Annotated in this window: 16 protein-coding genes; 2 read left to right on the top strand and 14 right to left on the bottom strand. The window is 65.8% G+C overall.

Features of this window, described 5'->3' with window-relative positions:
- Window positions 1–17: 17 nt before the first annotated feature.
- The 10 genes from EXZ48_RS15650 to EXZ48_RS15610 form a co-directional block, all read right to left on the bottom strand.
- Window positions 18–1,559 (bottom strand): SpoVR family protein, encoded by a 1,542-nt coding sequence (locus EXZ48_RS15650; RefSeq protein WP_130516882.1) that lies wholly within the window; start codon window positions 1,557–1,559, stop codon window positions 18–20.
- A gap of 13 nt (window positions 1,560–1,572) precedes the next feature.
- The gene (locus tag EXZ48_RS15645) at window positions 1,573–2,895 is read right to left on the bottom strand and encodes a YeaH/YhbH family protein (protein WP_130516880.1); all 1,323 of its coding nucleotides are present in this window, start codon (window positions 2,893–2,895) and stop codon (window positions 1,573–1,575) included.
- Window positions 2,896–2,920: 25 nt separating this feature from the next.
- The gene (locus tag EXZ48_RS15640) at window positions 2,921–4,870 is read right to left on the bottom strand and encodes a PrkA family serine protein kinase (RefSeq protein ID WP_023513229.1); all 1,950 of its coding nucleotides are present in this window, start codon (window positions 4,868–4,870) and stop codon (window positions 2,921–2,923) included.
- A 148-nt stretch (window positions 4,871–5,018) separates the two neighbouring features.
- The gene (locus EXZ48_RS15635; RefSeq protein ID WP_245462111.1) at window positions 5,019–6,650 is read right to left on the bottom strand and encodes an AMP-binding protein; all 1,632 of its coding nucleotides are present in this window, start codon (window positions 6,648–6,650) and stop codon (window positions 5,019–5,021) included.
- Window positions 6,651–6,652: 2 nt separating this feature from the next.
- Window positions 6,653–7,402: an enoyl-CoA hydratase/isomerase family protein gene (locus EXZ48_RS15630; protein WP_130516878.1), complete on the bottom strand. Its 750-nt coding sequence runs from the start codon at window positions 7,400–7,402 to the stop codon at window positions 6,653–6,655.
- A 9-nt stretch (window positions 7,403–7,411) separates the two neighbouring features.
- Complete coding sequence (locus tag EXZ48_RS15625; protein WP_245462110.1) at window positions 7,412–8,869, bottom strand: methylmalonyl-CoA mutase family protein; 1,458 nt, start codon at window positions 8,867–8,869, stop codon at window positions 7,412–7,414.
- Complete coding sequence (locus tag EXZ48_RS35480; protein ID WP_245462107.1) at window positions 8,785–9,111, bottom strand: hypothetical protein; 327 nt, start codon at window positions 9,109–9,111, stop codon at window positions 8,785–8,787. Before EXZ48_RS35480 ends, EXZ48_RS15625 begins: the two co-directional genes overlap by 85 nt.
- The gene (meaB, locus tag EXZ48_RS15620; protein ID WP_130516876.1) at window positions 9,108–10,100 is read right to left on the bottom strand and encodes a methylmalonyl Co-A mutase-associated GTPase MeaB; all 993 of its coding nucleotides are present in this window, start codon (window positions 10,098–10,100) and stop codon (window positions 9,108–9,110) included. The genes EXZ48_RS35480 and meaB overlap by 4 nt, the downstream gene beginning before the upstream one ends.
- A complete protein-coding gene (locus EXZ48_RS15615) occupies window positions 10,097–10,555 on the bottom strand; it encodes a cobalamin B12-binding domain-containing protein (protein ID WP_023517487.1) in 459 nt (152 codons plus the stop codon). Before EXZ48_RS15615 ends, meaB begins: the two co-directional genes overlap by 4 nt.
- A 13-nt stretch (window positions 10,556–10,568) precedes the next feature.
- Window positions 10,569–11,900 (bottom strand): aspartate aminotransferase family protein, encoded by a 1,332-nt coding sequence (locus tag EXZ48_RS15610; RefSeq protein ID WP_024270076.1) that lies wholly within the window; start codon window positions 11,898–11,900, stop codon window positions 10,569–10,571.
- 92 nt (window positions 11,901–11,992) lie between these two features.
- Here EXZ48_RS15610 and EXZ48_RS15605 point away from each other — a divergent pair, with 92 nt between their 5' ends.
- On the top strand, window positions 11,993–12,850 hold the full coding sequence (locus EXZ48_RS15605) for a LysR family transcriptional regulator (RefSeq protein WP_023517528.1): 858 nt from the start codon (window positions 11,993–11,995) through the stop codon (window positions 12,848–12,850).
- Window positions 12,851–12,913: 63 nt separating this feature from the next.
- On the opposite strand, the gene EXZ48_RS15600 is transcribed toward EXZ48_RS15605, so the two are convergent.
- A complete protein-coding gene (locus EXZ48_RS15600; protein ID WP_050744313.1) occupies window positions 12,914–14,032 on the bottom strand; it encodes a branched-chain amino acid ABC transporter substrate-binding protein in 1,119 nt (372 codons plus the stop codon).
- Between the two features lie 320 nt (window positions 14,033–14,352).
- On the opposite strand from EXZ48_RS15600, the gene EXZ48_RS15595 reads away from it, so the two are divergent.
- Window positions 14,353–15,351 (top strand): AraC family transcriptional regulator, encoded by a 999-nt coding sequence (locus EXZ48_RS15595; RefSeq protein WP_024270074.1) that lies wholly within the window; start codon window positions 14,353–14,355, stop codon window positions 15,349–15,351.
- A 12-nt stretch (window positions 15,352–15,363) separates the two neighbouring features.
- Here EXZ48_RS15595 and mce read toward each other — a convergent pair whose 3' ends face one another.
- From mce to EXZ48_RS15580, 3 genes are read right to left on the bottom strand one after another with little or no spacing between them, the layout of a single operon-like run.
- Window positions 15,364–15,765 (bottom strand): methylmalonyl-CoA epimerase, encoded by a 402-nt coding sequence (mce, locus tag EXZ48_RS15590; RefSeq protein ID WP_130516874.1) that lies wholly within the window; start codon window positions 15,763–15,765, stop codon window positions 15,364–15,366.
- A 7-nt stretch (window positions 15,766–15,772) separates the two neighbouring features.
- Window positions 15,773–17,911, bottom strand: coding sequence for a methylmalonyl-CoA mutase (scpA, locus tag EXZ48_RS15585; RefSeq protein WP_130516872.1), 2,139 nt, complete (start codon window positions 17,909–17,911; stop codon window positions 15,773–15,775).
- Between the two features lie 40 nt (window positions 17,912–17,951).
- On the bottom strand, window positions 17,952–19,970 hold the full coding sequence (locus EXZ48_RS15580; RefSeq protein WP_130516870.1) for an acetyl/propionyl/methylcrotonyl-CoA carboxylase subunit alpha: 2,019 nt from the start codon (window positions 19,968–19,970) through the stop codon (window positions 17,952–17,954).
- Window positions 19,971–19,975: the final 5 nt, after the last annotated feature.

Here is a 19,975-nt window from a genome sequence, read left to right as displayed (position 1 = left end):
AGGTCGGGCCCGCACTGCTAGTCTCCCGTCGCCGAGCACTCGTAGAGGGAGGCCCCCGTCTGCGCATCCACACCGGACAGGCTGACATTGTAGCCCCACAGCCGGCGCACATGGGCGAGGGTCGCGTCACGGTCGGTCTCGTTCAGCAGGATGCCGCTCTTGACGCGGTGGCGCAGCCGAAGCTGCCGGTCGCCCAGGAGGTCGACATCGACCACCTGGATGTCCGGCCGGTTGACGCCGGGATCGTAGTTGCGGGCGAGTGCGGCGCGCACGGCGGAATAGCCCCGCTCGTCGTGGATGGAGGCGACCTCGCAGAACCGTTCGTCGGCACGGTCGGTGAGGTGGAACAGGCGGAAGTGGCGCATCAGCGTCGGGCTGAGATATTGCAGGATGAAGGATTCGTCGCGGTGGTTTTCCCAGGCGTCGAGCAATGTCGCCCGCCAGTCGCCATTGCCGGCGATGGTGGGAAACCAGTCCCGGTCCTCGTCGGTCGGCCGGGTGCAGATGCGTTCGATGTCCTGCATCATCGCAAAACCGAGTGCATAGGGATTGAGGCCCGAAAAGCGCGGATCGTCGAAATCCGGCTGGAACACCACATTGGCGTGGCTCGCCAGCAGCTCCAGCATCGCGCCCTCGCTCATCCTGCCCTGGTCGAACAGCCGGTTGATGATGAAATAGTGCACGAAGGTGGCGCAGCCCTCGTTCATCACCTTGGTCTGGCCCTGCGGATAGAAATACTGGGCGATGACACGCACGATGCGCAGGATCTCACGCTGCCAGGGTTCGAGGATCAGGCTGTGTTTTTCCAGGAAGTAGAGCAGGTTCTCTTCCGGCAGGTTCAGCGCCTGCTTGCGCTCCAGCGCCTCCTGCTCGGCCGCCTCGATGCCGGCATGGCCGTTGGTGGTGGGCAGGGTGCGCCAGAGGTCGCTGTAGGTCTGTTCCTCGTATTCCAGCCGCTCACGCGCCCGCTCGGTCACCTTCTCCGAGGATAGCCGCGGCGGGCGGCGATAGTGGAAGACGCCCTGGTCCATCAGGGCATGCGCCGCGTCGAGAATCTCCTCCACCGCCGCCGTGCCGTGCCGCTCCTCGCATCTGGCGACGTATTTCTTGGCGAAATCCATGTAGCCGAGGATGGCGCTCGCATCCGTCCACTGGCGGAACAGGTAGTTGTTCTTGAAGAAATGGTTGTGGCCGAAGGAGGCATGGGCGGTGACGAGCGCCTGCATCGGCATGGTGTTCTCTTCCATGAGATAGGTGATGCAGGGATTGGAATTGATGACGAGTTCATAGGCGAGCCCGCGGTAGCCCTTGCGGTAGAGATGGCTTTCGAAGACGAAGCGCTTGCCGAAGGACCAGTGCTGATACATCAGCGGCATGCCGACCGAGGAATAGGCGTCCAGCATCTGCTCGGAGGAGATGACCTCGATCTGGTTCGGGTAGACGTCGAGCCCCATTTCGCCGAGGGCGATCGTCTCGATCGCGTCATAGGCCCGCGACAGGGTCGCGAAGTTCCATTCGGAACCGTTGAACAGCAGGGAAGAGGCCGGTCGCTTCGCCATCCCAATGCTCCCCTCAGACGCGCGCGGCGCGGGGTTGGTGCCGGGCGAAGAGCTTGCGGAAGACGGGGTAGATGTCGGCGGGCCGGGAAATGCGCGTCATCTGGAAGTTCGGTACCGCTCCGTCGACGGTGCGATAGGCGCGCCACAGCGACGTGCCGTTGTCGGTGGTGCCGAAAATCTCGCTTTCGCGCTCGTCGATGATCTCGACATAGGCATAATACTGGCAAAGCCGCATCAGCTCGTCGCGCAGCAGCGAGGCGCAACGCTCGGAATCGCCATTGGCATTGTCGCCGTCCGAGGCCTGTGCGGCGTAGATGTTCCAGATGTTGGAAGGATAGCGGTCCATGATGATGCGCTGCATTTCCTCCAGCGCCGTGGAGACGACCGTTCCCCCGCTCTGCTTGCTGAAGAAGAAGGTCTCCTCGTCCACCTCGTGCGCCTCGTCCGTGTGGCGGATGAAGACGATGTCGATCCGCTCGTAACGGCGCTTGAGGAAGAGATGCAGCAGAACGAAGAAGCGTTTTGCCAGATCCTTCTCGCGTTCGCCCATCGAGGCGGAGACATCCATCAGGCAGAACATCACCGCGCTCGCATTGGGCTGCGGTTTGCGCTCGTAGCGATTGAACCGCACGTCGACCGGGTCGACATAGGCGATGCGTCGACGCCGGCGTTCCAGCACCTCCAGCTCCTGGCGCAGCTGCGTGAGCCGGTTGCGCTGCGGCAGCGACAACCGCTCCTCTGCTTCCAGTTCGGCGATCTCGTCGGCAAGCACCCGGCATTCCCGTTCGCTCGGGCGGCGCAGCGCCATGCGGCGCCCGAAGCTGTTGCGCATGGTGCGCCCGACATTGATGTTGGTGGGCGTGCCTGACGTCGTCAGCCCGGCGCGGTGCGGCTTGTAGGTGACGGTTTCCCGGAGGTTGAGCTTCACGAGGTCCGGAAGCTCCAGATCTTCGAAGAAGAGGTCCAGCACCTCTTCGCGGGACAGGATGAAGAGGAAGTCGTCCGCCGCCTCGCCGCGCCCCGGGCCGCGTCCGTTGCCCCCGCCACCGGCGCCCGCCTCGGGCTTGCGGATCTTGTCGCCCGGCGAGAAGGTCTGGTTGCCGGGCAGCACATGGTGGCGTTCACCGCTGATGCCGGAGTGGCGGAAGCTCGGCTCGTCCGCGCCGCGCCGTGGGATCGGCACGCCATGGGCCGCGTCCACGTCGGCGATCTTGTCGGACTTTACCTGGTCGCGGATCGTGCGCTTCAGTTCGTCATGCACGCGCTTGAGGAAACGCTGCCGATTGCCGAGGCTCCGGTCCTTGGGATTGAGCCGGCGGTCGATGAAATGAGGCATACGCCAATCCCCCGCTTCGGCATGGTCAGCCGGCCTTGTTCACGCGCATGTACCAGTCGACGAGCCGGCGGACCTGGCGGCTCGTATAACCGCGCGCCGTCATGCGCTGGACGAATTCGGCGTGCTGCTTCTCGGTCGTGCTGTCCTTCTTCGAGCCGAAGCTGATGACGGGCAGGAGATCCTCGACCTGTCCGAACATGCGCTTCTCGATGACTTCCCGCAGTTTCTCGTAGCTCGTCCAGGCAGGGTTGCGCCCGTTGTTGCGGGCGCGGGCGCGCAAGGTGAACTTCACGACCTCGTTGCGGAAGTCCTTGGGATTGGCGATGCCGGCCGGCTTTTCGATCTGCGACAGCTCGCTGTCGAGGATCTCGCGGTTGAGGATCTGGCCCGTGTCGGGATCCTTGAAGTCCTGGTCTTCCAGCCAGGCATCGGCATAGGCGATGTAGCGGTCGAAGAGGTTCTGGCCGTATTCGCTGTAGGATTCCAGATAGGCCTTCTGGATCTCGTGGCCGATGAACTCGGCATAGCGGGCGGCAAGCTCAGAGCGGATGAAGTCGAGATAGTTTGCCTCGACCTCCTTGGGAAACTGCTCGCGCCGGATCGCCTGTTCGAGGATGTACATGAGGTGCACGGAATCGGCCGCCACCTCTTTGGTGTCGTAGTTGAAGGTTTCCGATAGCACCTTGAAGGCGAAACGCGTGCTGATGCCCGTCATGCCCTCGTCGATGCCGGCGGCATCGCGGTATTCCTGCAGCGATTTCGCCTTGGGGTCGGTGTCCTTCAGGTTCTCGCCGTCATAGACCCGCATCTTCGTGTAGGTCGGCGAGTTCTCGTGCGGGGAAAGGCGCGTGGCGACGGTGAATCGGCTGAGGTTTTCCAGCACTTCCGGCGCACAGGGGCTGTCGGCCAGCTCGCTCTCGCGCAGCAGTTTTTCGTAGATCAGCCGCTCCTCGGTGACGCGCAGGCAATAGGGTACTTTCACGACGAGGATGCGGTCGAGGAAGGCCTCGTTGTTCTTGTTGTGCTTGAACTGCAGCCATTCGGACTCGTTGGAATGGGCGAGAACGATGCCCTGATAAGGGAAGGCGCCGAAATTCTCCGTGCCGTTGTAGCTGCCCTCCTGTGTTGCGGTCAAAAGCGGATGCAGCACCTTGATCGGCGCCTTGAACATCTCGACGAATTCGAGCAGCCCCTGTGTCGTGCGGTTGAGGCCGCCGCTGTAGGAATAGGCGTCGGGATCGGCCTGGCTGAAATTCTCGAGCTGCCGGATATCCACCTTGCCGACGAGCGCGGACACGTCCTGGTTGGTCTCGTCGCCCGGCTCCGTCTTGGCGATGGCGATCTGCCGCAGCCGCGAGGGCATCAGCTTGACGACGCTGAACCTGGAGATGTCGCCGCCGATCTCGTCCAGTCGCTTGGTCGCCCAGGGCGAGATGAGGCCGGTGAGCCGGCGCTGGGCGATGCCGTATTTGTCTTCCAGCAGTTCGCCCATGCGCTCGCGGGAAAACAGGCCGAGCGGCGATTCGAAGACCGGGCTGATCTTGCCGTCGATGGCGAGCGTATAGATCGGCTGCTCTTCCATCAGCTTCTTGAGGCGCTCGGCAAGCGAGGACTTGCCGCCCCCGACCGGCCCCAGAAGGTAGAGGATCTGCTTGCGCTCCTCCAGTCCCTGGGCGGCATAGCGGAAATAGCCGACGATGCGTTCGATCGTGTCTTCCATGCCGAAGAAATCGGCAAAGGCGGGGTATATCTTGATGGTACGGTTGGCAAAAACCCGGCCGAAACGCTCGTCCGCACTGGTATCGACGAGGGTCGGCGCGCCGATCGCCGCCACCATGCGCTCCGGCGCTGTGGCGTAGAGGCTCTTGTCGTCGCGGCAGGCCAACAGGTATTCCTGAAGGCTCAATTCTTCTTGTGCTGTACTCGCGTATACCTTTGAAAACAGGTCGAAAACGTCGCTGCCAGTGGTTCCCATGGAACCCTCCCGCGGTCGTTAGCCGGGAGTGTCGAATCTCCCGCGTATAGTGTACGCCGGAACGCAATCGACTGCAATTTGTTCCCCGCATTCTTCAAGCGAATGTGTGAAATCTCCCTCTATCAGTGACCGGCCCCGTTCATGCCGCCTAGCGCGCGCCGCGATCGAAGGTCGCCGGCCCGAGACCGCGCTGGCGCAGCACGCTGCGCGCCACTTTTTCCGTTGGCGTGCGGGGCAGCGGCGCATCGGTGATCTCGATATAGCGCGGCACCATGTGGCGTGGTGCGCTGGTCCTGAAATGCTCGAGCAGGCCGGCCGCATCGACCGTTGAGCCGGCACGGCGGAAGGCCACCACCATGATGTCCTCCTCGGTGAATTCGGAGGCGATGCCGAAGGCGGCGCTTTCGACGATGTCGGGATGCTGTTCGGCCAGCATCTCCACCTCGTAGGCGGAGATGTTCTCGCCGCGGCGGCGGATCGCCTCGTTCAGCCGGTGCTTGAAGTAGAGCCAGCCGTCCGCGTCCATCACGCCGGCATCACCGGAATGATACCAGAGATTGCGCAGCGTCTCGACCGTCTTGGCCTCGGCGCGATAGTAGCCGGAAAACATGCTCCAGCTCTTCTTGGGGCGCGAGACGATCTCGCCGATGCTGCCGGGCGGCAGCGGGCGGTCCTTGTCGTCGACAACGGCCACCTCCCAGTCGGGATGCGCCCGGCCGCAGGAACCGGGCCGCGTGTCGTCCACGGTGTCGAGCGTCACGAAACTGGTCTCCGTCTGGCCGTAGCCCGTGACAAGGCGCATGCCGAAGCGGTCCTCGAACGCCGCCTGGTCCGGCACCATGGGAATGCACTGGCAGACCCGCACGGGGTTGTCGCCGTCGTGCCCTTCCTGCGGCGCGCGCATGAGGATGACGGCCATGGCGCCGAGAAGGTTCGTCGCCGTCGCACCGCTGTCGCGCACCTGCGCCCAGAAGCGCGAGGCGCTGAACCCGTCGGCGAGCGTTGTTCGCGTGCCGTAGATCAGCGGCAGATAGACGCCGAACATCTGCGCATCGGTGTGGAACAGCGGCAGGGCGGAAAAGTAGCTGTCATCCGTGTTGTAGCCCAGATTGGCGGCCATCGCCGCCGCCCAGGCGTAACAATGGTGGTGCGACATCAGCGCGCCCTTGGCCGGGCCCGTCGTACCCGACGTATAGAGGATCGCCATCGGATCGCTGTAGTGCACGGCCGAAAGGTCGAGGCGGGCGGGTGGCGCGAGGCATTCCTCGAAATGCAGGATGCGGTCGATCCGGATCCCCGCCGCGCGCGCTGCCGCGGGATCGGCGCCGACGAGGATGAGCGTGCGGAGCGCCGGCAGCCGGTCCTGCACGATGGCGAGTTCCGGCAGGGCGCCCGCATCGGCGACCAGCACCTCCGCCCCGCAATTGTTGAGGTTGTGGCAGAGTAGGTCGCCCTTCAACCCCGGATTGTTCGGCACCTCGATCGCGCCGAGGCTGGAGGCGGCGAACCAGGTGGCGACGAGTTCGAGGCAGTTCGGCAGCAGCATCGCCACCCGGTCGGCGCGGCCGACGCCCAGCCGGCGAAGACCGCCGGAAAGCCGGCAGGTTAGGGTCAGCATCTCCTCGAAGCTCGCCGTGCGGCCGCAGATATCGATGAAGGGACGGGAGCCGAAACGTTCGGCCTGCGCTACGAGGATCTTCGGCAGGACACGCTCTTCGATCGCGTCGTCGTGAAGGCCCGGGATGGCCGAAAGGGAAGAGAAGGCGGGGAGGATGGACACGGTCAGAACCCTTTTGCCTTTGCTTGCGCCGCAGGAGAGAGAAAGCCGCGAACCGTGGCCACCGTCTCCTGCGCCATCGCGTCTTCGAGAGAGGAATGAAAGCCGTCATTGATGGCGCGCTTGACATCCGCTACCGCACCCGCCGGACGGTCGGCGATCGCAAGAGCGAGGCGCCTGGCTTCGTCGAGCAGCGTATCGTCGGGCACGACCTTCCAGGCGATGCCGGTCTCCAGCGCCTTTTGCGCATCGTGGCGTTCGCCGAGGATGAGCAGTTCCTTGGTGACCTGCGGGCCGACCTGTTTCGTCAGGAGCGCGGTCACGCCGCCCGTCACGAACAGGCCGTAGCCGACCTCGGGGAAGAACCAGCGGGTGTTCTCGGCAAAGAGCCGGAAATCGCAGTTGATCGCCCATTCCAGCGCGCCGCCGACGCACCAGCCATGCACGGCAGCGATCACGATCTTGCGCGAGCGCATGACATGGAGCGTGACGGCCTGGATGGCCTCCACCCAGTCCTCAGTCTCGGCCTTCGACGCGGTCTGTGCGTCGAGGTCCTTGAGATCGTCGCCCGAGCAGAAGGCCCGGCCGGCGCCATTGAGGATGACCGCGCGGATATCGTCGTTCGCCTCGGCGGCGGAAAGCGCCGCGATCAGCCCGTCGACGAGCGGCCGGTTCATGGCGTTCAGCCGCTCCGGCCGGTTGAGCGTGATCCAGGCGATCGGCCCTTCGAGGGTGATGAGGACAGTGTCGTTCATCGCCCCGCCTCACACGATCATCGGTTCGGAATAGGCGCCCCAGACACCGCGCAGCGCGGTGCAGATCTCGCCGAGCGTCGCCTTCGCCTTGACCAGTTCGATGGTCTTCGGCAGCAGGTTCATGTCCTCCGACCGGGCCTGCTCGACGAGTTCCTGCATCAGGACCTTGATGCGCGCATTGTCCCGGCTGGCCCGGACGATCTTCAGGCGATCGACCTGAAGCTGCGTGCAATGATCGTCATAGGGGTGGATATGGACATCCGCCGTGCTGCTCGCCTCGTCGGCGAACTTGTTGACGCCGACGGAAATCTTCTCCCCGGAATCGATCTTCTTGAAGGTGGCATAGGCGGAATCGGCGAGCTTCTGCTGGAACCAGCCTTCTTCCACCAGTTTAACCGCGCCGCCACGCTCTTCCACCTCGTCGAGCATCTTCCAGATCTCGGTCTCCATGTCCTTGGTCAGCCGCTCGATGAAGTAGGAGCCGCCGAGCGGGTCGATCACCGAAGTGACGTTGATCTCCTCGCGGATGATCTGCTGGGTGCGGATGGCAAGTTTCATCGCCTCCTCGGTGGGGATGGCGAAGGCCTCGTCGAGGCCGTTGGTGTGCATGCTCTGGCAGCCGCCGAGCACCGCGCCAAGCGCCTGGATGGCGGTGCGCATCAGGTTGTTGTGGTGCTCGACCTTGGTGAGGCTCATCGCGGCCGTCTGCACATGGACGCGCAGGCGCATGGATTCCGGCTTCCGGGCCTTGAAACGCTCCGCCATGATCTTCGCATAGACGCGCCGCGCGGCGCGGAACTTGCAGATCTGCTCGAAGAAATCCTGGTGGCTGATGAAGAAGAACGACAGGCGCGGCGCGAAATCGTCGATATCCATGCCGGCCTTCGTCACTTCCTCGCAATAGGCGATGGTGAAAGCCATGGTGAAGGCGATCTCCTGTAGCGCATTGCCGCCGACATCGGAGAGATGGTAGCCGCTGAGGCTGACCGGATTGATCTTCGGCGTCGCCTTGGCGCTGTACATGATGAGGTCGCGCAGCAGCCGCACGGCGGGGCGGACGGGATAGATCCACTCCTTCTGGGCGACATATTCCTTCAGCGGATCGGCCTGCAGCGTGCCGGTCAGCTTGTGCAGGTCGCAGCCGCGCTGCTCCGCCACCGCGACGAACATGGCATAGACCACCCAGGCCGAGGGGTTGATCGTCAGCGAGACGGAGATCTTTTCCAGGTCGATGCCGTCGAACAGCCGGTCGATATCGTCCATCGTGTCGATGGCGACGCCGACGCGGCCGACCTCGCCGAAGGCCATCGGGTCGTCGGAATCAAGCCCCAGCAACGTCGGCAGGTCGAAGTCGGTGGAGAGGCCGGTCTGGCCGGTCTGGATCATGTACTTGTAGCGCTGGTTCGTCGCCTCGGGATTGCCGAAGCCGGCGACCTGACGGATCGTCCAGGGGCGGCCGCGATACATCGTCGGGTAGACGCCGCGGGTGAAGGGATAGGGCCGGGAAAGCCGAGCTCCTCGGCCGGAATGTCGGCAACGTCGGCGGCCGTATAGATGCGCTTCAGCGGGATGCCGCTTTCCGTCTCGTAGACGTCCTTTTCCTCCGGCCGGTTCTTCAGGAAGGCGGCAAGGGCGCCTTCCTCCCATTCCGCCTGGCTTTCGCGGACGGCGTCGATGGCGGGCGCGGAGAAGAGATGGGCGTTGTTCATGGGGTTTCCTCCCAACCCAGAAGGGCGCGGGCGACGACGGAAGGGTCCATCCGCCGTTCCGCCACCGCCCGGATTTGCCGTTCGAGCGTTTCGGGTGCTTGCTGGAATTTCTGCTGAAAGAGATGGCGGGCCGTGCCGAGGATGCGGGTGCGGCCCATGGCGCGCTGGCGCTCGGCCCGTTCGCCGCTCTCGTTGAGATGCGCCCAGTGCGCGTCGATGGCGTCCTTCAATTCGCCGACGCGTTCGCCGGAAATCGAGCTGACGGGCAGGACCGGCGATGTCCAACGGGAATCGTGGTGGTCCCCGCCGAGCGCCAGCATGCCGCGCAGCGCCGAGACCGTCGCGGCCGCCTCCGGCTTGTCGCATTTGCTGACGGCATGGATGTCGGCGATCTCGAGAATGCCGGCCTTGATCGCCTGGATGTCGTCGCCGAGGCCCGGGGCGGAGAGCACGACGACGGTATGCGCGGCCGTGACCACCTCCACCTCGTCCTGCCCGACGCCCACGGTCTCGATGATGACGGGGTCGTAGCCCGCCGCATCCAGCACGTCGACCGCCTGGAGCGTGGCGCGCGTCAGCCCGCCGAGATGGCCGCGGGTCGCCATGCTGCGCACGAAGGCGCCGCCGGCCGCCGCCGTCTCGCTCATGCGCACGCGGTCGCCGAGGATCGCTCCGCCGGAATAGGGGCTGCTCGGATCGACGGCGATGACGCCGACCTTGTGGCCTTCGGCGGCATAGGCCTTGATCAGCGCCGAAACGAGGGTCGACTTGCCCGCCCCCGGAACGCCGGTAATGCCGATGATATGGGCGTTGCCGCCAAGCCGGTAGAGTTCCGCGAGCGCCGCGGCGGCTTCGGGATAGCCCTCCTCCGCGCGCGAAATCATCCGGGCGATGGCGATGGCCCGGCCCGCCAGCACGTCCTTCACCAGGTCGGCCGAGGGGACATAGGTCGCCCGCCGCGGTTTTGCGGAATGGGTGACGACCGTCATATCCGGCCACGTGCCGTGACGAGATCGGTGATCGTCGTGACGATCAGGTCGGAACGGGCCTCCTGGGGAACGATGGCATCGACGCCGCCCTCCAGCAGAGCGGGATAGTCCTGCTCGGGAATGACCCCGCCGGCGACGACGAGGATGTGCCCGGCCCCCTCCTCGCGCAGGCAGCGGCCGAGTTCCCGGAACAGCGGGACATGCGAGCCGGAGAGCAGGCTGACGCCGATGACGTCGACATCCTCCTGGATCGCCGCCTGCACGACGTCCTTCGGTGTCTTGTAGAGGCCGGTGTAAACGACCTCCATGCCCGCATCGCGCAGGATGCGCGCCACCACCTTGGCACCCCGGTCATGGCCGTCGAGGCCGAGCTTGGCGACGAGGACGCGGATGGTGTCGGGGGTCTCGTCCGGCCCGGTGGAAAGGCTTTCGCCGGCAAGGGTCGCGTCGCGCATCCGTTCTTTCTCCCTACTCGGCCGCGATGCCCGGCGCACGGGCACCGGAAACGGAAGCGGCCTCGATGGACTGGGCGATGATGCGCAGGCCGATGTCGATCTCCTCCTCGGAAATCGTCAGCGGCGGCGCGATGCGGAACACGCCGCCCATGCCGGGCAGCTTGACGATGTTCATGCTGAGCCCGCGCCGGAAGGCTTCCGCGGCGATGCGACTGCCGAGCTCGTGGTCGGCGCTGCGGTCCGGATTGACGATCTCGACGCCGAGCATCAGACCGCGGCCGCGCACGTCGCCGACACAGTCGAAGCGCTGCTTGAGCTGCGACAGGCCCTCGAAGAGTCGCGCGCCAAGCCGGCCGGCGCGCGCGACGAGCCCTTCCTCCTCCACGATGTCGAGCACGGCGAGGCCCACGGCTGCCGGCAGCGGATCGGAGACATGGGTCGTGTAGAAGAGGTAGCCCTTCTCATGGGCGATGTCCTCGATCTCCGCCGTCGTCATGACGGCTGCCAAAGGCAGGCCGGCACCGATCGTCTTGGAGAGCGTCAGGATATCGGGCGTCACGCCGTCGCGCTGGAAGGCGAACATGGTGCCCGTGCGGCCGATGCCGGTCTGGGCCTCGTCAAGGATGAGCAGCATGCCGCGCTCGCGGCACTTTTCCTTCAGTGCGGCCAGATAGCCGAGCGGCAGTTCCAGCAAGCCGCCGCTCGACAGGATCGGCTCGGCGATGAAGGCGGCAAGGCTGCCGACCGACTGGCTGTCGATCAGCCCGAAAGCGTCGTCGAGTTCGGTCTTCCAGTCGAGGCTGCCATCCGCATGGCGGAAGCGCGGGCGGAAGGTATTCGGCGCGGGAATGGTGAGCGAGCCCACCATGGCGGGGCCGTAACCCTTGCGGCCGGCGCTGTAGGTGGCCGAGCTCGCGGCGCCCGTCATGCCGTGCCAGCTCTTGGAGAAGGCGACGATCTCGTGCCTGCCGGTGACCAGCTTGGCCATGCGGATGGCCGCTTCGTTGGATTCTGCGCCGGTCGACAGCAGCATGACTCGGTCGAGCCCCGGCGCCAGTGCCGCCAGCCGCTCGGCAAGGTTCACGACGGGCCGCGACAGCATGCCGCTGAAGAGATGCGCCACGGCACCCATCTGGCGCTGGACAGTGGCGACGATGTGCGGATGGGAATGACCGACGAGCGCGCTCATCTGGCCGGAGGTGAAATCGAGAATGGGGCGCTCGTCCGCATCGAAGACGAAGCAACCCTCGGCCCGCTCGATGATGGCGGGGTCGAAGCTGCCGCCGTAGCGGATGAGGTGCTTGCGTGCGGCCGCCCAGAAGGCGGGGTCCTGGTTGCGTGACATGTGAGCCTCCGATGCCGTTTCAAAAGCGATACCGGCTGGCATGGTCTCTGTAAAATTGATAGTATTTGGATTCCGATATAAGGAAAACTGATATGCTGGGGCCGCTGGATCTTCGCCTGCTCATCACCTTCGTCAACGCCGCCCATTCCGGTTCGCTGAGCGCCACGGCCGTGCAGGTCGGCCGCACGCAATCGGCCGTGACGATGCAGATGCAGCGGCTGGAAGAGATGCTGGGGCAGAGCCTCCTGCACCGCAGCGGCAGCGGCGTCCGGCTGACGGGAAGCGGCGAGCGCTTCCTTGCCTATGCCGAGCGTATCCTGAAAATGCACGACGAGGCCGTGTCCGCCTTTTCCCAAAAGGGCCTGCACGGCTCCATCGTCTTCGGCAGCCCGGAAGACTACCTTCTGTCGTTCTTTCCCATGCTCCTGAAAAGCTTCGGCACGCGCTATCCGGATGTCGAGATCAAGGTGCTCTCCGCCCCGACCGCCGAGCTGCGCGCCCTGCTGCCGTCGCGCAAGGTCGACCTGGCGCTGGTCTCGACGCCCAACCTTGCCGATGTGGACAATATTGTGCGGACCGAGCCGCTGGTCTGGGTCGGCAGCAAGCCGACGCTGGAGGCGCATGATTTCGGCGATACGGTGCCGCTGGCGCTGCCGGCCTCCAATGCGATGGACCACCGCGCGGCCTGCGAGGCGATGGCGCGGGCGGGACTTCGCTACAAGATCTCCTATGCCAGCAACAGCCTTGCCGGTCTTATCGGCCTTGCCCGCTCCGGCCTTGCCATCTGCGTCATGACGCAGGAGGCCGTGCCGCCCGACCTTCATATCCTCAACGCGCCGCTGCCGCATCTGCCGCATCTCGGCATGCTGATCGCCTTTGCCGACGGCGACCCGTCGCCCGCGACGAGCGCCTTTGCCGACCATATCCGCGCGGTGTTGCCGACGCTGTGATGCGAACGGCCGCGGCAGGTCTCCCCGCCGCGGCCGCCCTGTTCCCAAGCGATGGCCTGCGACCTATTTCTCGAAATAGGTCGGTTTGCCGTCCTCGCCCTTGCGCCATTCGTAGATGACATAGTCCGGGCGGTTGATGTCGCCCTTGGCGTCGTAGCCGATCTCGCCCAGCGCCGTCGCCCAGGGTCCGCCGGACTTGATGGTCTCGGCGACCTTCTGCGCATCCTCGGCCGAGCCCGTCTTCTCGATGGCGGACGCGATGATCTGCACGGCGATGTAGGAGTAGAGCGTATAGGCCTCCGGTTCGAAGCCTGCGGTGCGGAAGGCCTCGACCACGTCCTTGGCCGCCGGGTTGCGGCGCGGGTCGGGGGCAAAGGTGTTCAGCGTGCCGACGACGGCATCGCCCGCGATCTGCGCCAGTTCGCTGGAGACCATGCCGTCGCCGGAGAACAGCGTCGCCTTCAGCCCCTGGTCGGCCGATTGGCGCATGATCAGGCCGGCCTCGGTGTGCAGGCCGCCGAAATAGATCAGCGTGACGCCGGCCGCTTTCATCTTGGCGATCAGCGCGGAAAAATCCTTCTCGCCGCCGGTGATGCCTTCATAGAGGACCTCGGTGATGCCCGCGCCGTTCAGCTCCTGCTTTGCGACGTCGACGAGGCCCTGGCCGTAGGGTGTCTTGTCATGGACGATCGCGATCTTCGCGTCCTTGAAATTGGCCGCGATATAGGCCGCCGCCACCCTGCCCTGCTGGTCGTCGCGCCCGCAGGTGCGGAAGGTGTTCCACAGGCTGCGCTCGGTGAATTGCGGGTTGGTCGAGGCAGGCGTGATCTGCAGCACGCCGTTTTCCGCATAGACCTCCGAGGCCGGGATCGAGACGCCGGAGTTGAAATGGCCGACGACATAGTGGACGCCGTCGGCGACGAACTTGTTGGCAACCGAGATGCCCTGCTTCGGATCCGAGACGTCGTCGCCGATGACGATCTTCACCTGTTCGCCGAGCACGCCGCCAGCGGCGTTGATGTTGGCGGCCGCCTGCTCGGCGCCCTTGACGAACTGCGCGCCGAAGGCAGCGTTCGGGCCGGTGATGGGGCCGGCGACGCCGATGACGATGTCGGCGAAGGCACTGCCGCCGGACAGGACCAGAGACGTCAGGACCACCGACGACAAGAAGAATTTTTTCATGGATGCGCTCCCAGTTTGGCTGCGGGCGATGGTTGAGGCTTTGCTGCGCTGCCCACGATCGGCGCAGAACGCCATCCGGCGCGTGAAGACACCCGCCAGGCATTCGGTCTTGATGATGTCGGACTGTGTCCGGCGGGTGGTTCGGGCTCCCTGCCCCGCCGGCCGCCCTGTCAGGCGGCGAAGACGCGGCGCCTCGGCCCCATGCCACCCGGCTCCCCTTCTTGTGAGAGGGGATGATGCGGCGGAGAAATATGGTATGCAATGACCGAAGGTTTCAGATTTCGTGATCGCTTTTGCCATAGGGATGGAGGGCAGGCCGCATGGAACGCCGCATGATCGCGCCCTGTTTCATGGACGACACGCTCGAATGCCTGCGGCGGCAGGGGGTGGAGGCCGCGCCGCTTCTCGCCGAAGCGGGCCTTCCGCCGGTCATCACCGGCCCCATTCCGGCTGAGCGATACGGTGCCTTCTGGCACGCGGTGGCCCGCACCATGGACGACGAGTTCTTCGGCGAAGGCGCGCGGCCCATGCGTGCCGGCTCCTTCGCGCTGCTCTGTCAGGCCATCCTCTCGACGGCGACGCTGGAACATGCACTACGGCGGGCCCTGCGGTTCCTCAAGGTCGTGCTCGACGACCCCCGCGGCACGCTGGTCGTCGAGGAGGGGCTGGCGCAGATCGTGCTGAGGGATGCGGGCGGGCCGCGCTCGGCCTTCGCCTACCGTACCTTCTGGATCATCGTGCACGGGGTCAATTGCTGGCTGATCGGACGGCGGCTGCCGATCCGCTGGGTCGATTTCCGCTGCAGCGCGCCGCCGGCCGGCACCGACTACCGCCTGTTCTTCGGCGCGCCGGTGCGCTTCGACCAGCCGGAGACGCGGCTGGTCTTCGATGCGGAATTCCTGAACCTGCCGACCATCCGCGACGAGCGCGCGCTGAGGGAATTCCTCCGCCACGCGCCGGGCAATCTCCTCGTTCGCTACCGACATGACATGGGCCTGTCGGCCGCCATCCGCCAGCGTCTCGGCGGCCTCGCGCCGCAGGCCTGGCCGGGTTTCGAGGAGCTGGCCGGGCGCATGCGCATCCCCGCGCCGAGCCTGCGGCGGCGGCTGAAGCTGGAGGGGCAGACCTATCGGGAGATCAAGGATGACCTGCGCCGCGCGCTCGCCATGGAGGCGCTTGCGGACGGCCATGCCAATGTCACGCAGCTTGCCGCCGACCTCGGCTTTTCCGAGCCGAGCGCCTTCTACCGCGCCTTCCGCAAGTGGACCGGGAAATCCCCGGCCGTCTTCCGGCGCAGCGCGGGCGAGATGGAGGCGTAGGGTGGCCTCCCGTCAGTTCTCCTCGAACTCGACGAGCGTGCCCTGGAAATCCTTGGGATGGGCGAAGACGACGGGATTGCCGTGTGCGCCGATCTTCGGCTCACCGCCGCCGAGCAGACGGATGCCGTTCGCCGTCGCCGTGCCGATGGCCGCCGAAATGTCGTCCACGTCGAAGCAGACATGGTGGATGCCGCCCGCCGGCTGGCGCTCCAGAAAGGCGGCGATGGGCGAAATCGGCCCCAGCGGCTCCAGAAGCTCGATCTTGGTGTTCTCGAACTCCACGAAGACGATGCGCACACCGTGTTCCGGCAGCTCCTGCGGCTCGGTCGTGGTGACGCCGAGATCGCGGTAGCGGCTGGCCGCCGCTGCCAGATCAGGGACGGCGATGGCGATATGGTTGACGCGCTTCAGCATGCTGACCTCACTGGTTCCTGCGGCGGCCTTCGATCAGGTCGAGCACCGTCCGGGCGGCATCGAGCACGTTGGTGCCCGGGCCGAAGACGGCGGCCACGCCGTTGTCCATCAGATAGGAGTAGTCCTGCCGCGGGATGACCCCGCCGCAGACGACGATGATGTCCTCGCCGCCCGTCGTCTTCAGGGCCTCGGCAAGCTGCGGCATCAATGTCTTGTGGCCGGCGGCGAGCGAGGAGACGCCGATGACGTCGACCTCCTTCGCGGCGGCCATGGCGGCCGCCTCCTCCGGTGTCTGGAACAACGGCCCCGCCAGAACATCGAAGCCGAGGTCGCCGAAGGCCGAGGCGATCACCTTGGCGCCGCGGTCGTGGCCGTCCTGCCCGAGTTTTGCGACCATGACGCGCGGCTTGCGCCCGAGCTTGGTGGCGACGCCGTCGAGACGTTCGGTCAGGACCGACAGTTCCGGCTCGCCCTCATAGGCCTTGCCATAGATGTTGCGCACGACCTTGGGCTCGGCGACATGGTTGCCGAAGACCGCACGCATGGCATCGGAGATCTCGCCCACGGTGGCTCTGGCGCGGGCACAGTCGACGGCCGCGTCCAGGATGTTGCCCTCGCCGGTGCGGGCGACCTCCTCAAGGCGCGCGAGCGCGGCCGTGACGGCAGCGGAATCCCGCCGGTGCCGGATCGCTTCGAGTCGCTTGATCTGCGACGAGCGGACGGCGGTGTTGTCGATCTCCAGCGTGTCGATCGGCGCCTCGTCCTCCAGGCGGAACCTGTTGACGCCGACGATCACCTCTTCGCCCTTGTCGACCGCTGCCTGCCGGCGCGTCGCCGCCTCCTCGATCAGCCGCTTCGGCAGGCCGGCATCGACGGCCTTCGTCATGCCGCCCATCGCCTCGACGTCCTCGATCAGCGCCCAGGCCTTTTCCGCCAGTTCGTTGGTGAGGCTCTCGACATAATAGGAGCCGGCGAGCGGATCGACGACCTTCGTCACGCCCGTCTCGTTCTGCAGGATGAGCTGGGTGTTGCGGGCGATGCGGGCGGAAAACTCCGTCGGCAGCGCGATCGCCTCGTCGAGCGCGTTGGTGTGCAGCGACTGGGTGCCGCCGAGCGCGGCCGACAGCGCCTCATAGGCGGTGCGGATGACATTGTTGTAGGGGTCCTGCTCCTGCAGCGAGACGCCGGAGGTCTGGCAATGGGTGCGCAGCATCAGCGAGGACGGCTTCTTCGGCTCGAATTCCTGCATGATGCGCGTCCACAGGAGACGCGCCGCGCGCAGCTTGGCAGCCTCCATGAAGAAGTTCATGCCGATGGCGAAGAAGAAGGAGAGGCGCCCGGCGAAATCGTCGACGTCGAGCCCCTTGGCAAGCGCGGCACGGACATACTCGCGCCCGTCCGCCAGCGTGAAGGCCAGTTCCTGCACCAGCGTCGCCCCGGCCTCCTGCATGTGGTAGCCGGAGATCGAGATGGAGTTGAACTTCGGCATCTGCCGCGCGGTATATTCGATGATGTCGGCGATGATCCGCATGGAGGGAGCCGGCGGGTAGATGTAGGTGTTGCGGACCATGAACTCCTTGAGGATGTCGTTCTGGATGGTCCCCGACAGCTTTTCGCGCGGGACGCCCTGCTCCTCGCCCGCCACGATGAAGCTGGCGAGGATGGGGATGACGGCGCCGTTCATCGTCATCGACACGGAGATCTTTTCCAGCGGGATGCCGTCGAACAGGATCTTCATGTCCTCGACGCTGTCAATGGCGACGCCCGCCTTGCCGACATCGCCAACGACGCGCGGATGGTCGCTGTCATAGCCGCGATGGGTGGCGAGGTCGAAGGCGACCGACACGCCCTGCTGCCCGGCGGCCAGATTCTTCCGGTAGAAGGCGTTCGAGGCCTCGGCGGTGGAGAAGCCGGCATATTGCCGGATGGTCCACGGCCGCCCCGCATACATGGTCGCGCGCGGCCCGCGCACGAAGGGCGCAAAGCCGGGCAGCGAGGCGAGGTGCTCGATGCCCTCGATGTCGGCGGCGGTATAGAGCGGTTTGACGGCAATGCCCTCGGGCGTCTGCCACGTCAGCGTTTCCGGCGAGGCCTTCAGCTCCTTCTCGGCCAGCGCCTCCCAGTCGGCGATCGTCTTTTCACTCATCGGGCGCCCTCCTGCCGGCTGCGGTCAAGCTCGTCTGCCATCATTCGAACTCCATGATCAGCTCGTCGACCGCAAGGCTCGCGCCGGGCTCGACGGCAACGCGCTTGACGATCGCGCGTTTTTCCGCGCGCAGGATGTTTTCCATCTTCATCGCCTCGACGACGGCGAGCGCCTGGCCCGCCTCGACGGTATCGCCCGCCTTGGCGCTCACGGAGGTGATGACGCCCGGCATCGGGCAGAGCAGCATCTTCGAGGTGTCCGGCGGCTGCTTCTTCGGCATCAGCCGTGCCAGCGCCGCGACCCGGCCCGAGCGGACATGCGCCTTGATATCGATGCCGCGCCAGCGCAGGCGGATGGCCGGGCCGACGAGATCGACCTTCATGCCGACCGTCTCTCCGGCGATGGTGAAGGTGGCGTGCGTGGAACCCGGCACGAAGCTGCCGGCAACGGGCAGCACGGTGCCGTCGGCAAAGCGCACGCTGGCGCCCTCCACGCCGGTTTCCAGCGTCAGGGCAAGCTCGGTCTCGCCGAAGCGCACCACCCAGTCCTTGCCGAGAACGCGGCGGTGGTTGCCGATCGTGCCGGAAATCTGTACGGCGCGCGCCTGCATCACCTGGTTGACGCAGGCGGCGACGGCGGCAAGCACCGGTGCGGCCTCGCCGTCCGGCTCGACGCCGTGGAAGCCGTCCGGGAATTCCTCCGCGATATAGGCGGTCGTCAGCCGCCCCTCGCGGAACCGCGGCTGCTGCATGACGGCCGACAGGAACGGCAGATTGTGACCGACGCCCTCCACCTCGAAACCGTCGAGCGCGCGGGCCATGGCGTCCACCGCCGCAAGCCGGGCCTCGGCTCCTTCCCCCGGCGCCCAGGCGCAGAGCTTGGCGACCATCGGGTCGTAATACATCGAGATCTCGCCGCCCTCGTAGACGCCGGTATCGTTGCGCACGACGGTGCCGTCGGCCGCCTTGCCCTCGGCCGGCGGGCGGTAGCGCGTGAGGCGGCCAATCGACGGCAGGAAGTTGCGGTAAGGGTCCTCGGCATAGAGGCGGCTTTCGATCGCCCAGCCGTTCAGCTTTACGTCGTCCTGGCCGAAAGTGAGCTTTTCGCCGGCGGCGACGCGGATCATCTGCTCGACGAGGTCGATGCCGGTGATGAGCTCCGTCACGGGATGCTCGACCTGCAGGCGCGTGTTCATTTCGAGGAAGTAGAAATTGCGGTTCCCGTCGACGATGAACTCCACCGTACCCGCGGAGTGATAGCCGACGGCCTTTGCCAGCGCCACGGCCTGCTCGCCCATGGCCTTGCGCGTTGCCGCGTCGAGGAAGGGCGACGGCGCCTCCTCGATGACCTTCTGGTTGCGTCTCTGGATCGAGCATTCGCGCTCGCCGAGATAGAGCGTGCTGCCGTGTTTGTCGCCCAGCACCTGGATCTCGATATGGCGCGGCTGGGTGACGAACTTCTCGATGAAGATGCGGTCGTCGCCGAACGAGCTTTTCGCCTCGTTCCGGGAGGACTGGAAGCCCTCGCGCGCCTCCGCGTCGTTCCAGGCGATGCGCATGCCCTTGCCGCCGCCGCCGGCAGACGCCTTGATCATCACGGGGTAGCCGATGCGGGACGCGATCGTCACCGCCTCGTCGGCATCCTCGATCAGGCCCATATGGCCGGGCACCGTGCTGACGCCGGCCTCCGCCGCCAGCTTCTTCGAGGTGATCTTGTCGCCCATCGCCTGGATGGCGCCGACCGGCGGGCCGATGAAGGCGACGCCCTCCTTCTCCAAGGCTTCGGCAAAGGCGGCGTTTTCCGACAGGAAGCCGTAGCCGGGATGCACGGCGTCCGCGCCGGTCTTGCGGATGGCGTCGAGGATGCGGTCGATGACGATATAGGACTGCGCCGACGGCGACGGCCCGATATGCACGGCCTCGTCGGCCATCGTCACATGCAGCGCGTTGCGGTCGGCATCGGAATAGACCGCGACGGTGGGGATGCCGAGCCTGCGGGCGGTCTTGATGACGCGGCAGGCGATTTCACCGCGATTGGCAATCAGGATTTTCTTGAACATCAGGT

Origin of the sequence: Shinella sp. JR1-6, assembly GCF_004284735.1 — a bacterium.
In the GTDB taxonomy this organism is placed as follows: Bacteria; Pseudomonadota; Alphaproteobacteria; order Rhizobiales; family Rhizobiaceae; genus Shinella.
The sequence above is the reverse complement of the archived record's forward strand: the minus strand, read 5'-3'. Positions and strand labels throughout refer to the sequence as shown.

Coding starts and splice junctions, on each gene's coding strand:
- EXZ48_RS15650 (WP_130516882.1), bottom strand. CDS start 1,559: ATGGCGAAGCGACCGGCCTCTTCCCTGCTGTTCAACGGTTCCGAATGG.
- EXZ48_RS15645 (WP_130516880.1), bottom strand. CDS start 2,895: ATGCCTCATTTCATCGACCGCCGGCTCAATCCCAAGGACCGGAGCCTC.
- EXZ48_RS15640 (WP_023513229.1), bottom strand. CDS start 4,870: ATGGGAACCACTGGCAGCGACGTTTTCGACCTGTTTTCAAAGGTATAC.
- EXZ48_RS15630 (WP_130516878.1), bottom strand. CDS start 7,402: ATGAACGACACTGTCCTCATCACCCTCGAAGGGCCGATCGCCTGGATC.
- EXZ48_RS15625 (WP_245462110.1), bottom strand. CDS start 8,869: ATGTATCGCGGCCGCCCCTGGACGATCCGTCAGGTCGCCGGCTTCGGC.
- EXZ48_RS35480 (WP_245462107.1), bottom strand. CDS start 9,111: ATGAACAACGCCCATCTCTTCTCCGCGCCCGCCATCGACGCCGTCCGC.
- meaB (WP_130516876.1), bottom strand. CDS start 10,100: ATGACGGTCGTCACCCATTCCGCAAAACCGCGGCGGGCGACCTATGTC.
- EXZ48_RS15615 (WP_023517487.1), bottom strand. CDS start 10,555: ATGCGCGACGCGACCCTTGCCGGCGAAAGCCTTTCCACCGGGCCGGAC.
- EXZ48_RS15610 (WP_024270076.1), bottom strand. CDS start 11,900: ATGTCACGCAACCAGGACCCCGCCTTCTGGGCGGCCGCACGCAAGCAC.
- EXZ48_RS15605 (WP_023517528.1), top strand. CDS start 11,993: ATGCTGGGGCCGCTGGATCTTCGCCTGCTCATCACCTTCGTCAACGCC.
- EXZ48_RS15600 (WP_050744313.1), bottom strand. CDS start 14,032: ATGAAAAAATTCTTCTTGTCGTCGGTGGTCCTGACGTCTCTGGTCCTG.
- EXZ48_RS15595 (WP_024270074.1), top strand. CDS start 14,353: ATGGAACGCCGCATGATCGCGCCCTGTTTCATGGACGACACGCTCGAA.
- mce (WP_130516874.1), bottom strand. CDS start 15,765: ATGCTGAAGCGCGTCAACCATATCGCCATCGCCGTCCCTGATCTGGCA.
- scpA (WP_130516872.1), bottom strand. CDS start 17,911: ATGAGTGAAAAGACGATCGCCGACTGGGAGGCGCTGGCCGAGAAGGAG.
- EXZ48_RS15580 (WP_130516870.1), bottom strand. CDS start 19,970: ATGTTCAAGAAAATCCTGATTGCCAATCGCGGTGAAATCGCCTGCCGC.